The 14,257-nt window shown below is 73.0% G+C and carries 12 protein-coding genes; 8 read left to right on the top strand and 4 right to left on the bottom strand.

Annotated elements, in window-relative coordinates; translation table 11 throughout:
* The first annotated feature begins 72 nt into the window (after positions 1-72).
* Positions 73-711, top strand: a complete 639-nt coding sequence (locus tag AQJ64_RS32430; RefSeq protein ID WP_055632631.1) for a DUF305 domain-containing protein — start codon at positions 73-75, stop codon at positions 709-711.
* Between the two features lie 25 nt (positions 712-736).
* On the opposite strand, the gene AQJ64_RS32425 is transcribed toward AQJ64_RS32430, so the two are convergent.
* Positions 737-1,213, bottom strand: coding sequence for a DUF6214 family protein (locus tag AQJ64_RS32425; protein ID WP_055632630.1), 477 nt, complete (start codon positions 1,211-1,213; stop codon positions 737-739).
* A 210-nt stretch (positions 1,214-1,423) separates the two neighbouring features.
* On the opposite strand from AQJ64_RS32425, the gene AQJ64_RS32420 reads away from it, so the two are divergent.
* Together AQJ64_RS32420 and AQJ64_RS32415 are read left to right on the top strand one after the other, a co-directional pair.
* Positions 1,424-2,782, top strand: a complete 1,359-nt coding sequence (locus AQJ64_RS32420) for an FAD-dependent oxidoreductase (RefSeq protein WP_059203222.1) — start codon at positions 1,424-1,426, stop codon at positions 2,780-2,782.
* 83 nt (positions 2,783-2,865) lie between these two features.
* Positions 2,866-4,236 (top strand): nucleobase:cation symporter-2 family protein, encoded by a 1,371-nt coding sequence (locus tag AQJ64_RS32415; RefSeq protein WP_055637061.1) that lies wholly within the window; start codon positions 2,866-2,868, stop codon positions 4,234-4,236.
* 21 nt (positions 4,237-4,257) lie between these two features.
* Here AQJ64_RS32415 and AQJ64_RS32410 read toward each other — a convergent pair whose 3' ends face one another.
* On the bottom strand, positions 4,258-5,559 hold the full coding sequence (locus tag AQJ64_RS32410; protein ID WP_055637062.1) for an extracellular catalytic domain type 1 short-chain-length polyhydroxyalkanoate depolymerase: 1,302 nt from the start codon (positions 5,557-5,559) through the stop codon (positions 4,258-4,260).
* Positions 5,560-5,850: 291 nt separating this feature from the next.
* On the opposite strand from AQJ64_RS32410, the gene AQJ64_RS32405 reads away from it, so the two are divergent.
* Positions 5,851-6,828 (top strand): pectate lyase family protein, encoded by a 978-nt coding sequence (locus AQJ64_RS32405; protein ID WP_055637063.1) that lies wholly within the window; start codon positions 5,851-5,853, stop codon positions 6,826-6,828.
* A gap of 32 nt (positions 6,829-6,860) precedes the next feature.
* The gene (locus AQJ64_RS32400) at positions 6,861-7,667 is read left to right on the top strand and encodes a pectate lyase (RefSeq protein ID WP_055637064.1); all 807 of its coding nucleotides are present in this window, start codon (positions 6,861-6,863) and stop codon (positions 7,665-7,667) included.
* A 78-nt stretch (positions 7,668-7,745) separates the two neighbouring features.
* Here the strand turns inward: AQJ64_RS32400 and AQJ64_RS32395 are convergent, their stop codons facing one another.
* The gene (locus AQJ64_RS32395) at positions 7,746-8,498 is read right to left on the bottom strand and encodes a PaaX family transcriptional regulator C-terminal domain-containing protein (protein WP_055637065.1); all 753 of its coding nucleotides are present in this window, start codon (positions 8,496-8,498) and stop codon (positions 7,746-7,748) included.
* Between the two features lie 72 nt (positions 8,499-8,570).
* On the opposite strand from AQJ64_RS32395, the gene AQJ64_RS32390 reads away from it, so the two are divergent.
* The gene (locus tag AQJ64_RS32390; RefSeq protein ID WP_055637066.1) at positions 8,571-10,238 is read left to right on the top strand and encodes a DNA alkylation response protein; all 1,668 of its coding nucleotides are present in this window, start codon (positions 8,571-8,573) and stop codon (positions 10,236-10,238) included.
* A gap of 106 nt (positions 10,239-10,344) precedes the next feature.
* Positions 10,345-12,240 carry a hypothetical protein gene (locus tag AQJ64_RS32385; protein ID WP_059203221.1) on the top strand — a complete coding sequence of 632 codons (1,896 nt, stop codon included), beginning with the start codon at positions 10,345-10,347 and terminating at the stop codon, positions 12,238-12,240.
* A 36-nt stretch (positions 12,241-12,276) separates the two neighbouring features.
* Here the strand turns inward: AQJ64_RS32385 and AQJ64_RS32380 are convergent, their stop codons facing one another.
* Positions 12,277-12,861, bottom strand: coding sequence for an Rv1733c family protein (locus AQJ64_RS32380; protein ID WP_055634981.1), 585 nt, complete (start codon positions 12,859-12,861; stop codon positions 12,277-12,279).
* A 215-nt stretch (positions 12,862-13,076) separates the two neighbouring features.
* Between AQJ64_RS32380 and AQJ64_RS32375 the strand changes: the two genes are divergently transcribed.
* A complete protein-coding gene (locus tag AQJ64_RS32375) occupies positions 13,077-14,228 on the top strand; it encodes a WD40/YVTN/BNR-like repeat-containing protein (RefSeq protein WP_055634980.1) in 1,152 nt (383 codons plus the stop codon).
* Positions 14,229-14,257: the final 29 nt, after the last annotated feature.

Here is a 14,257-nt window from a genome sequence, read left to right as displayed (position 1 = left end):
GCAACGCAGACGTAATGAATCTCTCCGCTGGGTAGTGCGAATATTCCAACTCCCGTGCCTCTGGAGGTTGTTGTGTCCCACCGCCGCGCATCCCTCGCCGCCGCGGCCGCGCTGCTCGTGCTCGCCCTCGCGGGCTGCGACTCCGGTACGCAGGACAAGTCGGCCTCGGCAAGCGGCCCTTCGGTGATCGCGCCGGGCAAGCCGGGCGAGGGCAACCGGACGCTCTCCGCCCAGGAGGCGGCCGAGCAGCGGGCCGAGGACGACACCCCCAACTCGGCGGACGTGTCGTACGCCCGGATGATGATCCGGCACCACGCCCAGGCACTGGAGATGACCGGACTCGTTCCGGAGCGGGCCGAGTCGGCCGACGTCGAACGCCTCGCGCTGCGCATCGCGGCCGCGCAGGGACCGGAGATCGAGGCGATGAAGGCCTGGCTCGGGTCGTACGACAAGGCCGAGACCGGCGATCCGCACGACCACACCGCGATGCCCGGGATGGCGAGCGAGGCCCAGCTGAAGAAGCTGCGCGCGGCGCACGGCAAGGCCTTCGACACCCTCTTCCTCAGCCTGATGATCACGCATCACGAGGGCGCGATCACCATGGCCACCGAGGTCAAGGCGCAGGGCAACAACCTGCGGATCGAGGAGATGGCGGACGACGTCGTGGCCCAGCAGACGAGCGAGATCACCCGGATGCGGCAGATGGGCTGACCGGGACCGGGCCCCCGGCCCCGGCTCACCGCTTCGCGTGACGCGGCGTCAGATAGCCCGCGTCCCGGGCCTGGGCGATCAGACGCAGGGACCTGCGCCGGCTGTGCCCCGTCGCGCACATCACCGCGAGGACGGGGTCCCCGCCCTCCCGCTGGGCCGCACGGTACTCCCGGGCGATCAGCCGACGCCCCTCGCGGCCGCTCGGCCAGGCCGGACGGGCGCGGCGGGGACCGCCCGGCCCGTCGGTGACCTCCTCGGCCTCCGCCCCGGCGCCACCCGCGCACCTGTCGAGGAGCGGGCCCTCGATCCAGTCCGCGAGCTCCGCCAGGTCGACGAGGGACAGGGGCGGCCGGGCGTGGACGTCCTCGATGGACACGCAGTCCTCGGACACCACGGCCAGCAGGTCCACGCCGGCCCCGTCGGCGAAGGCGAGCCGGACGTCGAACCAGGTCACGGCGGAGTCGCCGCTCTCCCGCAGCTCCCACGCCGGCCGCACGGACACGGTCCCGTCCTCGGCGGAACGATCAGAAAGATTAAGGAAGGATGCTTCTAGCACACACGCAACGTAACCGCATGATCACTTTCCATACGAACGGACACGCACGCGGGCCGGAGTGACGGCACCCTGTCAGCGGAGCGTCCACGGTGCGATGCTGGAGGCACCAGCGATCTCCTCCGTCGCACGGGTGTCGTGCGGGTAAGGAGTCACGCCGTGCTGCGTGTCGCCGTCGTCGGATCCGGGCCGAGCGGGGTCTACACCGCCCAGAGCCTCGTCCAGCGGGATCCCGAGGTGCTGGTCGACGTCCTGGACCGGCTGCCGTGCCCGTACGGCCTGGTGCGGTACGGCGTGGCCCCCGACCACGAGAAGATCAAGTCGCTCCAGGGGAACCTGCGCACGGTGCTGGAGCACGAGCGGGTGCGGTTCCTCGGCGGGGTCGAGGTCGGCGCGGGCGGTGTGCCGGTCGCCCGGCTGCGTGAGCTGTACCACGCGGTGGTGTACTGCGTGGGCGCGGCGGCCGACCGCCGGCTGGGCATTCCGGGCGAGGAGCTGCCGGGCAGCTGGTCGGCGACGGAGTTCGTCTCCTGGTACAGCGCGCATCCGGACGCGCCCGGCGAGGGCTTTCTGCGGGGCGTCCGCTCGGCGGTCGTGGTCGGCGTGGGGAACGTCGCGGTGGACGTCACCCGGATCCTGGCGCGCGGCGCGGCCGAGCTGAGCCCCACCGACATGCCCCAGGCCGCGCTGACCGCGCTGGCCGCGAGCGGGGTCACGGACATCCACACGGTGGGCCGGCGCGGCCCCTCCCAGGCCCGGTTCACCACCAAGGAGCTGCGGGAGCTCGGCGCGCTGCCGGACACGGACGTGCTGGTGGACGAGGCGGAGCTGGCGCTCGACCCGGCCTACGGCGATCCGTCCGGGCTGCCGGCGGCACAGCGCCGCAATGTGGAGGTGCTGCGCGGCTGGACGGCCCTGCCCCCGCGGGACGTACGGCGGCGGATCCGGCTCCGCTTCTTCCTGCGGCCCGTCGAACTGCTCGCCGACGGGGGCCGGGTGGGCGGGGTGCGGTTCGAGCGGACCGCACCCGACGGCCGGGGCGGCGTCACGGGCACCGGCCGCCACGAGGACGTCGAGGCGCAGTTGGTGCTGCGGTCGGTGGGCTATCGCGGGGTGCCGCTGGAGGGGCTGCCGTTCGACACCGCGCGGGGCACCGTGCCGCATACGGCCGGGCGGGTGGTGCGCGCGGGCGCGCCGGCGCCGGGCGAGTACGTGGCGGGCTGGATCAAGCGGGGCCCGACCGGGGTCATCGGCACCAACCGGCCGTGCGCGAAGGAGACGGTGACCTCGCTGCTGGAGGACGCCTCCCTGCTCGTACGGAAGCCGGTTCCGGAGGATGTGCTGCCGCCGCTGCGGGCGGCGGGGGCCGAGCCGGTCGGGTGGCAGGGGTGGCTGGCGATCGAGCGGGCCGAGGCGGAGCTGGGGGCCTCGCTGGGGCGGGGTGCGGTGAAACTGCCGGACTGGGCGGCGTTGCGGACGGCGGCGGGCCGGGCAGAGATCGCTGACGATTGCACGTAGCGGCAACAGCTCGGAAATCAACATTCTGTTTAATCCCCGTACCGTCCCGTGCTGTTCGGATGTGTCCCCGCCCAGGAGTGCCCATGGCCACGACCGCACCCGTTCACCCCGTCGACGAGGTGCCCCCCGTACGGCAGTTGGCGGCCTTCGGCCTGCAGCACGTGCTCGCGATGTACGCCGGCGCGGTGGCCGTGCCGCTGATCGTGGGCGGGGCGATGAAGCTGTCACCCGCCGATCTGGCGTATCTGATCACGGCCGATCTGCTGGTGTGCGGGATCGCCACGCTGATCCAGTGCGTCGGGTTCTGGCGCTTCGGCGTACGGCTGCCGATCATGCAGGGCTGTACGTTCGCCGCCGTGTCGCCGATGGTGCTGATCGGGACGACGGGCGGCGGGCTGCCCGCGATCTACGGCTCGGTGATCGTCGCGGGGCTCGCGATCGTCCTGCTGGCCCCAGTGTTCGGCCGGCTGCTGCGGTTCTTCCCGCCCCTCGTCACCGGCACGGTGATCCTCGTCATCGGTCTCTCGCTGCTGCCGGTCGCGGGCAACTGGGCGGTGGGTGGGGCCGGTTCGAAGGACTTCGGGGAGCCGAAGAACCTCGCGCTGGCCGCGTTCGTCCTCGCCGTGGTGCTGGGGGTGCAGCGGTTCGCGCCCGCGTTCCTGAGCCGGATCGCGGTGCTGATCGGCATCGCGGTGGGGCTCGTGGTCGCGGTGCCGTTCGGGTTCACCGACTTCGGCGGGGTCCAGGACGCCGACTGGCTGGGGATCAGCACGCCGTTCCACTTCGGGGCGCCCTCCTTCGAGGCCTCGGCGATCGTGTCGATGCTGGTGGTGGCGCTGGTGACGATGACGGAGACGACCGGTGACCTGATCGCGGTCGGCGAGATGACCGGCCGCGGGGTCGAGCCGCGCTCCCTCGCCGACGGACTGCGCGCCGACGGCCTGTCCACCGTCCTGGGCGGTGTGTTCAACACCTTCCCCTACACGGCGTACGCGCAGAACGTCGGCCTGGTCGGGATGACCCGGGTGCGCAGCCGCTGGGTCGTGGCCACCGCCGGCGGCATCCTCGTCCTGCTGGGGCTGCTGCCCAAGCCGGGCGCGGTGGTGGCGGCCGTGCCCGCGCCGGTGCTCGGCGGCGCGGGGCTGGTGATGTTCGGGACGGTCGCCGCGAGCGGACTGCGCACCCTGGCCCGGGTCGACTTCCAGGACAACCACAACCTCACCGTGGTCGCCGTGTCCGTGGCCGTCGGCATGCTGCCGGTCGGGGTGCCGGCGGTCTACGAGAAGTTCCCCGACTGGTTCCAGACGATCATGAACAGCGGTATCAGCGCGGGCTGCCTGACGGCGATCGTGCTCAACCTGGTCTTCAACCACCTTCCGGCGAAGGGTGGTTCGGCACCGGGGACGGCGACGCCGCCGACCGGTGCCGGTCAGGCCCGGGGAGAGGCGGAATAGGCCACCGGGGCTCTCCGTTTCTCAGCCCACGGTGCAGGCGGCACCGTTGAGGGTGTACGCACCCGGTGCCGCGCTGTTGCCCGTGTGGTTCGCCTGGTAGCCGATGCTGACGCTCGCGTTCGGGGCGATGGTGGCGTTGTACGACGCGTTCGTCGCCGTCACCGCCCCGGAGGCCGGGGTGTACGTGGCGCCCCAGCCGTTGGTGACGGTCTGGCCGGAGGGCAGGGTGAAGGCGAGCTGCCAGCCGTTGACGGTGGTGGTGCCGGTGTTGGTGACGGTCACCGAGGCGGTCAGTCCGGTGTTCCAGGCGTTGGTCGTGACGGTCACCCTGCAGCCGCCGGGCTGGGGCTGGGGTGCCGGGCCGCCGCTGTCGAGGCCGAAGAAGGTGAGCACGCGGGCCGCCATGCCGTACGTGTACAGGTTGTGGCCGATGCCCTGGAGGCTGATCGCCTCCACCGGGGCCTGGTCACCGGTGCCGCCGTAACGGGTGCGGGTCCAGCCGGACTGCGGCGCGTCCGTGGCGGCCGGTGTCTGCCCGACGCCCCGCACGTTCGTCCACTGCTTGACCTCCTCCCCGAAGTTGGGGTAGCGCAGCACGTCGTCCTCGGTGCCGTGCCAGAGCTGCATCCGGGGCCTGGTGCCGGTGTACCCGGGGTAGGCGGCGCGGGCGATGTCGCCCCACTCCTGCGCGGTGCGGATCACCGTGCCGCCCGAGCAGGCGCTGTTCCACTCGGAGCCGTCGGTGGTGGCGAAGCAGCCGAAGGGGACGCCGGAGAAGGCGGCGCCCGCCGCGAAGACGTCCGGGTAGTCGCCGAGCAGGACGTTGGTCATCATCGCGCCCGAGGAGATGCCGGTGGCGTAGACCCGGCCGGTGTCGGCGGCGTAGTTCGCGGTCACCCAGTCGACCATGGACCTGATGCCGACGGGATCGCTGCCGCCGCCGCGCTTGAGGGCCTGGGGCGAGGAGACGTCGAAGCACTTGCTGCTGCGGGTGACCGACGGGTAGACCACGATGTACCCGTACTGGTCGGCCAGCGTGTCGTACTCGGTGCCGTTGTACATGTCGGGGCCGGATCCGGTGCACCAGTGCACGGCGACCAGGACGGCCGGGTGCGCGGTGACGCTCGCCGGCACGTAGACGTACATCCGCAGACCGCTGGGGTTGGCGCCGAAGTCGGTGACCTCGGTGAGGGTGGCGGTCGGCACGGGTGCCGCGGCCTGCGGGCGGGCCACGGCGGCGGGGGCGGCGAGGAGGGCTGCGGCGAGCAGGAGCGCGAGGGCTCCCCCCAACGAACGCAGCGCTCTCCGTAAGAAGTCGGACACGCGCTTGTCCCTTTCTGGTGGGGGCTCGGGGGACGTCGTACGTGGAGTCCGCCTCGCATGGTGGCATGCGCACGCTCCCCATGGAAGCGCTCCCACGGCATTCGCGTACGACGGCGCGTTCTGCGCAAAGCGTTGACTAGAAAGCGCTTGCCCTCTACGTTCCGTTCAGCAGTGTGACCGAGCCGCTCCGCAAGATCCCCCAAAGGTCGCACTGTCGGCATTTTGAAGTTCAGTCACAAGAACCACGTTCACATATGCGTTCTCCCCACCTCAGCGAAGGGACGCATCCGCATGCGTACAGGCCCCCCACGTACACAGGCGCAAAGGTCCGCTCTCGTCGCGGCCGGCGCCGCTCTCGCCGCGACGGCGGTGCTCGCCCTCCCCCAGCCGGCCGGCGCGGCCGACACCTCACCGGTCGGGTTCGGCGCCGGGACGACCGGGGGCGGGAGCGCCACGGCGGTCACCGTCTCGACGCTGGACGCGTTCAAGGCGGCGGTGACCGGCGGCACTTCGAAGGTCGTGAAGGTCAACGGCCTGATCACGCTGAGCGGTCAGGTCGACATCGGCTCCAACACGACGGTCCTGGGCGTCGGTTCGTCGTCCGGGTTCACCGGAGGCGGGCTGCGGCTGAAGAAGGTGACCAACGTCGTCATCCGCAATCTGAACATCAGCAAGCCGCTGAAGCCGGCCGACGGCATCGAGGTCCAGGCCTCGACCAAGGTGTGGATCGACCACAACTCCTTCTCGGCGGACCGCGACCACGACAAGGACTACTACGACGGTCTGCTGGACATCAACCACGCCTCGGACTACGTGACGGTGTCCTGGAACACCTTCAAGGACCACTTCAAGGGCTCACTCGTCGGTCACAGCGACAACAACGCGAGTGAGGACACCGGGCACTTGAGGGTGACGTACCACCACAACCTGTTCAGCAACGTCTACTCGCGCATCCCCAGTCTGCGGTTCGGCACCGGGCACTTCTACGACAACTACGTCGTCGGCGCCGAGACGGCGGTCCATTCACGCATGGGCGCCCAGATGCTGGTCGAGAACAACGTCTTCCGCTCGACCTTGGTCGCCGTGACCACCAGCCGGGACAGCGACGTGGACGGCTACGCCAACCTCACCGGCAACGACCTCGGCGGAGCCGCGACCGAGGTGTCGCGGGTGGGGACCTTCACCAAGCCGCCCTACAGCTACACCGCCGAGCCCGCCTCGACGGTCGTCGCCTCGGTGACGTCCGGCGCGGGCTCCGGAAAGCTCTGACCACCCCCCAACGAGGAAGAAGGAATCGGGACATGACTTCTTCGGTACGTCCGCGCGCCCGAACGCGCGCACTGACGGGCGCGCTGGCCGCCCTCGGCATGTCTGTTGGCATGATCATGGCGAGCGGCACGCTGACCCCGGCGAGCGCGGCCACCTGGCCCACCGCCACCGGCAGCCAGGCGGTCTCCTCCACCATCTCGCTGTCCGGCACCAAGGACTACGGGATGATCCGCCTCTACGGCACCGGCGACCTCGGCAGCGGCAGCCAGGACGAGGACCAGGGTCCGATCCTGGAACTGGCGGCCGGCACGGTCCTCAAGAACGTCATCATCGGCGCCCCCGCCGCCGACGGCATCCACTGCAAGGGCAGCTGCACGTTGCAGAACGTCTGGTGGGAGGACGTCGGCGAGGACGCGGCGACCTTCCGCGGTTCCTCGTCGTCCAACGTGTACACGGTCTCGGGCGGGGGCGCGCGGTCGGCCAGCGACAAGGTGTTCCAGTTCAACGGGGCCGGCACGCTGAACGTGTCCAACTTCGCGGTGCAGAACTTCGGCACCTTCGTCCGCTCCTGCGGCAACTGCTCGACGCAGTACAAGCGGACGATCAACCTCAACACCATCGAGGCGACCTACTCGGGCAACAAGCTCGTCGGCATCAACACCAACTACGGCGACAGCGCGACCCTGAAGAAGATCACGATCGTGGGCGACGGCAGCAAGAAGATCGTCCCGTGCCAGAAGTACATCGGGAACAACACGGGCGCGGAGCCGAGCACGAACGGCACCAGTGCCGACGGGACGTACTGCAAGTACACGTCCTCGGACATCACGTACAAGTAGCCCCTCCCCCACCGTCCCCCCACGGTGAAGGCGGCCGTACGAAGCGCCCCCGCACGGCGCTTCGCACGGCCGCCGCTCCTACGCCCGGGTGCCGAGGGCGATCCCGGCGAGCGTGCGGCGGTGGTGTTCGTAGGCGGTGCGCAGCGCCGGGCCCGGCCAGTCGGCGGGCAGCAGCGCGGGCGGCAGCACGGGGTCGGCCAGCAGGTGGCGTACCACGGCGGCCAGGGCCGTGAAGCGCTCGGCCGGCCCGGGTGAGCGCTCCACGTGGGCCAGCAGGGCCCTCGCCGTGCCCGCCCAGGCGTCGAGCGGCCACAGGCTCGCGGCCAGCTCACGGGCGGGCACCGCGGGCCGGGTGGTGAAGCGCTGGAGGACCTGGTCCAGGTCCGGGGGCCAGGGGCGGCCCAGGCTGGCGGGGCGCAGCCAGACGCCCTCGCGGAGTTCGGCGAGCCTGAGGGCGGTCAACCGGGTGCGCAGGTCGGCGCGTTCGGCGGGGCCCCGGCCGGTCGCGGTGATCACGGCCATCTCCCAGTCGCCCTCCCACGCGCGCGTGTCGGGACTGACGGCGTCGTCCTGTCGGCGCTGCCGCTCCAGCAGCCGGTCGCTGAGCCGGTAGACCGTGTCCGTGCGCCGCAGGTCACCGGCGGCCACCATCCTGCTGAGCGCGGCCCGCACGGTCGATCCGCCCACCCCGAAGGGCTCCACGCCGCGCACCAGGTCCCGCGCGGGCAGCTCGGGCGGGTGCGCCCCCAGCAGCAGGCTCAGCACCACCGACCGGGCGGACAGCGGGCGCAGATCGACCCCTCCGGGTTCCGCCGAGACGTTCATCCGCATGGACACGTACTGTACGTCCCCCATGGTGTTGCACTATTGATGCGACCGAAGGAAAAGCGCAACATGGTGGGCATGACCTCGACGCTCGCGCAGACCCCGCCGTACGCCACGCACGACGTGGCCAATCAGCCGCCGCCGCTGTCCCCCTACGACGCCTCCGACGACACCGCCCTGCTGGAGGGGCTGCGGCGGGAGGGCGCCGGCTGGGCGGAGCCGGACGTGCGCCGGCTCGGGCTGCTGGCCGGCGGCCCCGAGGCGCAGGAGTGGAGCGAGCTGGCCAACCGGCACGAACCGGTGCTGCGCACGCACGACCGGTACGGCCACCGTGTCGACGAGGTCGACTTCCACCCGAGCTGGCACGAACTGCTGCGGGTGGCGGTCGCCGAGGGCCAGGCGGGCGCGCCCTGGGCGGACGGGCGGCCCGGCGCGCATGTCGCGCGGACGGCGGGCGGGCTGGTGTGGGGGCACACCGACGCCGGGCACGGCTGCCCGACGTCGATGACGTACGCGGCCGTCCCCGCCCTGCGCCGGCAGCCGGAGCTCGCGAAGGTGTACGAGCCGCTGCTGACCGGCCGGGAGTACGACCCGGGGCTGCGGGTGCCGACGGAGAAGCGCGGACTGCTGGCCGGCATGGGGATGACCGAGAAGCAGGGCGGCTCGGACGTCCGTACGAACACCACGGCGGCCTCACCGACGGCGGAGCCCGGTGTGTACACCCTGCGCGGGCACAAGTGGTTCACGTCGGCGCCGATGTGCGACCTGTTCCTGGTGCTGGCGCAGGCCCCGGGCGGGCTGTCCTGCTTCCTGGTGCCGCGGGTGCTGCCGGACGGCACCCGCAACACGTTCCGCATCCAGCGGCTGAAGGACAAGCTGGGCAACCGCTCCAACGCGTCCTCCGAGCCCGAGTTCGACGGCACCGTGGCCTGGCTGGTGGGACCGGAGGGGCAGGGGGTGAAGACCATCATCGAGATGGTCAACTGCACCCGTCTGGACTGCGTGATGATGTCGGCGGCGCTGATGCGCAGGACGCTCGTCGAGGCGGGTCATCACGTACGGCACCGGAGCGCGTTCGGCGCGCGGCTGCTGGACCAGCCGCTGATGCGCAACGTCCTGGCCGATCTGGCGCTGGAGTCGGAGGCGGCGACCACGCTGACGCTGCGGCTGGCCGGGGCGGCCGACCGCGCGGTGCGCGGAGACGGCGGCCAGGGGGCTGAGCAGGCCTTCCGGCGGATCGCCACCGCCGTCGGCAAGTACTGGGTGACCAAACGGGGTCCGGCCTTCACGGCGGAGGCACTGGAGTGCCTGGGCGGCAACGGCTATGTGGAGGACTCCGGCATGCCCCGCCACTACCGCGAGGCACCGCTGCTGTCGATCTGGGAGGGCTCGGGGAACGTCAACGCCCTGGACGTCCTGCGCGCGTTGACGCGCGAGCCGGGGACCGCGGAGGCGCTGTTCGGTGAACTCGCCCTGGCGCGGGGGGCGGACGCCCGGCTGGACGCGGCCGTCGCGCGGCTGCGGTCCGACCTCGGCTCGGCGACACCGTCCGGGGCCCGCCGGCTGGTGGAGCGGATGGCCCTCACCCTTCAGGCCTCCCTCCTGGTCAGGCACGCCCCGCCCGCCGTGGCGGACGCGTTCTGCGCGACCCGGCTCGGCGGCGACTGGGGCCACGCCTTCGGCACGCTCCCCGACGGGGCCGACGTCGGCGGGATCCTGGCACGGAGTCTCCCCGCCGCGAACTGAAGCCCTTCACCTGTGAGTTGTCGTCGGATTCCGCTTCGTTGTCGGTGACGTGGTGCACACTCGTGAGCGGTTGGCACTTCTGACACTCCGTCCGGGGGAGGACACCGTGTTCACGGGGATCGACCGCGTCGACTGGGCGGCGCTGCACCACGCCCACGGCAGCGCGGAGGACGTGCCCGGACTCCTCAGGGGGCTCGCCTCCGAGGAGCCCGGGACACGGCACAGCGCGCTGGACGGGCTGTACGACGCGGTGCACGGCGAGGGCAGGGTGTACGACGCGACGCTCGCCTGCGTTCCGTTTCTGCTCGAGCTGGCCGCGGACGAGCGGGTGCCGGAGCGGGACGGGCTGGTGGAGCTGCTGGTCAGCATCGGGACGGCGACGGCAGGGGCCGGCGGCGCCGTACGGGCGGGCGGCGAGGTGTTCGCCCGGCTGGCCGGGGATCCGGACCCGGGGGTGCGGCGGGCGGCGGCGGGGGCGGTCGTACGGTTCCTGGACGAACCGGCGCGGGTGCTGGAGCTGTTGCGGCGGCGGCTGGCGGTGGAGCGGGACGACCGGCTGGTGATCCCGCTGATCGAGTGCCTCGGCGAGTTCGCGCGCCGCGACTGCGGCGGGACCGGCGAGGCGGTGGAGCTGCTGGCCGGGCTGAGCGCCGCGCCGTACGGGCCGGGGCCCCGGCTGGCCGCGCTGGGGCAGCTCGCCGCCCACGCTCCCGGGCGGCTTCCGGCCGACCTGGTGCCCGCCGTCCTCGGTCTGCTGGAGGAGCGCGCCGGGGACCGCGCGGGCCACACGCGCGTGCCGGCGGGCGGAGCGGCGTACTCGCTCGTCGACCGTCTGCGCCGGCTGGCCCCCTCGGACGAGGAGGGTGCCCGGCTGCTGCGCACACTGCACACCGCGCTCGACGACCGGCTGTCCGACCGGATCGCCCTGCTGCACGGACAGCTGGTCAGCCCGGTCCCGTCCGACCGGTGCACCGCGCTGCTGCTGTCCGCCGCGCTGCTGCGGGAGTGGCGGGGGGATCACAGCGCGACGGTGGCGCTCATCGGCGAGGGCCTGCGGAGCGCGGCGGACGGGGAGCGGGACCGGTGGTGCGACACCGCCGTGTCCGTCCTGGAGGGGCTGTTCGCGCTGGCCGCCCCGGCCGCCGACGGCCTCCACGCGCTGGTGGTCGCGCGGCCCGAGCTGTGGGTACGGCGGTGGCCGCCGGAGGCGCCCACGCTGGGCGCGCCGCTGCGGGCCCTGGCCCGCGCCGGGGATCCGCGCGCGGTCCCGGTGCTGGCCCGGCTGGCGGAGGACCCCGTCCTGCCCCGGGACCTGGGTTCCGTCGTCGTCCACCTGGGCGCGCACGCGGCCCCGCTGGCGCCGGCCCTGCGGCGTGCGCTCGCGGCGACCCCGCCGGGTGCCCCCGAGAAGGCCCTGCCCCTGGTGGCGGCGGTGGGGGTGCTGCGGGACGAGAAGGCCGTGCCGTCGCTGCTGCGGCTGCTGAAGGACGTGCGGGAGTACCAGGAGGGCGAGCACGCGCTCGCCGTGGTGGACGCCCTGTGGTCGATCGAGGGCGACGCCGGGGCGGTGCTGCCCGTCCTGCTGCGGGCGTCGGCGCACGGGGACCCCCGGTGCCGGGCGCGCGCCGCCCGCGGCCTGGGGCGGCTCGGCGGTGCCGCGCGTCCGGCGCTGTCCGGACTGCGCCGGACGGCGTCCCCCGGGCGCCCTGTACCGGAGCGGACGGCCGCCGCCTGTGCGGTGGCCCGGGTCACCGGGGAGGTGGAGCCGGCCGTCGCCGCGACCCTGCGCTCGGCCTGGGCCGGGCACCCGCACACGCGCGTGGACATCGCCGCCTGTCTGACCGCCCTCGGCCCCGGCGCGGCGCCCCTGCGGGACCTGGCCGCGGCGGAACTGCGCGCACCCCGCCGGCACACCGCCCGCCCGGACGGCCACGGCAGCCATGACATCCCGAGGGACGAGGAACTGCTGCGGCTGTGCCGGGAGGTGGTGGGCGGGGGGTAGAGCCGCGCGGCGGGTGGCGGGCCGCGTGGGTGCCGGTCAGCTCATCGGGCGGCCCCGGAGGGCGTCGAAGCGGGCCCAGTCGGTGTCCCACTGTGCGATACGGCGCTGTTCCAGCCGCCCGCGCAGGAGCCGGCCGCCCGCGAAGGGCAGCGCCGCGGCGGCCACGCCGGCCAGGCCGCCGACCATGGAGGAGCGGAGCCGGGCCTGGGCGGGGGTGGCGGGCTTGGTGACCAGACGGCCCCGGCGGTCCGTCCAGACGGTGACCGGGGTGCCGGTGGGGCTGCCGGTCGCGACCCGGACCTGACCGGTGTGCGAGGAGCCGTCCGGGCCGGTCCAGCCGACCTTCGCCCAGACCATGTCGCCACCGGCGGAGCCGGACTGCCGGACGGCCTTCCCGGGCGCCGGTTCGGTCAGCCGGGCCTCCAGGGGACGCCACTCGACGCGTTCTCTGGCCAGCCCGTGTTCGACGGACCCGGCAGCCCCCCATCCCGCCAGAACCCCGACGAGGACGGTCAGTACCCAGGCACCGAGCACGACCCAGGCCTCCACCGCATCGGCGCGACGCCTGAGCGGGTTGCGCCGCCAGCGCCACAGCCACACCTTCGGACCACGGAACGCCATCGAAGGCTTCCTCCTCATGAGCGCACGAACATCCTTGGACCGCCCTCCCATACGGGGCGGGCGGTCCGGATGCTCAGGGCGACTCCCCCGTCCCGGCGGTCGCACGCGTCCCGCCGCCCGCGCAGGCGCCCGTCCGCCGGGGGCCGAGGACCTGCGGTCGGGACCGGCGCGACCGCTGTGACCTGCGGTGACGGGCTGTCCGGAGGTGACTGTCAGTGGCGGGGTGCAGACTGGCCGGTGTCCGGGACAACGAGGTCGAGGACACAGCGGAGGAGGGCGGCATGACCGAGGTACTGCTCGCCGTGGGCACGCGCAAAGGCCTGTTCATCGGGCGCCGGCGCGGCAGCACATGGGAGTTCGACGAATCCCCGTACTTCAACGCACAGGCGATCTATTCGGTCGCCATCGACACCAGGGGTGAGCGGCCGAGGCTGCTGGCCGGCGGTGACAGCGCGCACTGGGGGCCGTCGGTGTTCCACTCCGACGACCTCGGCCGGACCTGGACCGAACCGGCCACACCCGCCGTCAGGTTCCCGCAGGACACGGAGGCTTCGTTGGAGCGGGTGTGGCAGCTGCACCCGGCGGCGGCCGAGCCCGACGTGGTCTACGCGGGGACGGAACCGGCGGCGCTGTACCGCTCGGAGGACCGCGGGGAGACCTTCGAGCTGGTCCGCCCGCTGTGGGAGCACCCGACGCGCTCGAAGTGGGTGCCGGGCGGCGGCGGGGAGGGCCTGCACACCGTCCTGACCGACAAGCGCGACCCCGACGCGGTGACGGTGGCGGTGTCCACGGCCGGGGTCTTCCGCAGCACCGACGGCGGGGCGAGCTGGGAGCCCTCCAACTCCGGTGTCTCGGCGGTGTTCCTGCCGGATCCGCACCCGGAGTTCGGCCAGTGCGTGCACAAGATCGCCCAGGACGCGGCCACCCCGGACCGGCTCTATCTGCAGAACCACTGGGGGGTGTACCGCAGCGACGACACCGGCCGGAACTGGACGGACATCGGCGCGGGCCTGCCCTCCACCTTCGGCTTCGCGGCCGCCGCCCATCCCACGCGCGGCGACACGGCGTACGTCTTCCCGATCAACGCCGACGCGGACCGGGTCCCCGCCGGCCACCGGTGCCGGGTGTTCCGTACGGCGGACGCGGGGGCGAGCTGGGAGCCGCTCACGGCGGGCCTGCCGCAGGAGGACCACTACGGCACGGTGCTGCGCGACGCGCTGTGCACGGACGACGCGGATCCGGCGGGCGTGTACTTCGGCAACCGCAACGGCGAGGTGTTCGCCTCGGCCGACGACGGCGACAGCTGGCGGCAGTTGGCGTCCCATCTGCCGGACGTGCTGTGTGTGCGGGCCGCGGTGACCGGATGAGCCGGGTGGGGGGACCGCGGGGCGTTGGC

This window comes from Streptomyces griseoruber, assembly GCF_001514205.1.
Classification (GTDB): domain Bacteria; phylum Actinomycetota; class Actinomycetes; order Streptomycetales; family Streptomycetaceae; genus Streptomyces; species Streptomyces griseoruber.
The sequence above is the reverse complement of the archived record's forward strand: the minus strand, read 5'-3'. Positions and strand labels throughout refer to the sequence as shown.

What these genes read in the sequence shown, in the direction of transcription:
- AQJ64_RS32390 (WP_055637066.1), top strand. Translation starts at nt 8,571, where the DNA reads ATGACCTCGACGCTCGCGCAGACCCCGCCGTACGCCACGCACGACGTG.
- AQJ64_RS32395 (WP_055637065.1), bottom strand. Translation starts at nt 8,498, where the DNA reads ATGCGGATGAACGTCTCGGCGGAACCCGGAGGGGTCGATCTGCGCCCG.
- AQJ64_RS32405 (WP_055637063.1), top strand. Translation starts at nt 5,851, where the DNA reads ATGCGTACAGGCCCCCCACGTACACAGGCGCAAAGGTCCGCTCTCGTC.
- AQJ64_RS32380 (WP_055634981.1), bottom strand. Translation starts at nt 12,861, where the DNA reads ATGGCGTTCCGTGGTCCGAAGGTGTGGCTGTGGCGCTGGCGGCGCAAC.
- AQJ64_RS32415 (WP_055637061.1), top strand. Translation starts at nt 2,866, where the DNA reads ATGGCCACGACCGCACCCGTTCACCCCGTCGACGAGGTGCCCCCCGTA.
- AQJ64_RS32400 (WP_055637064.1), top strand. Translation starts at nt 6,861, where the DNA reads ATGACTTCTTCGGTACGTCCGCGCGCCCGAACGCGCGCACTGACGGGC.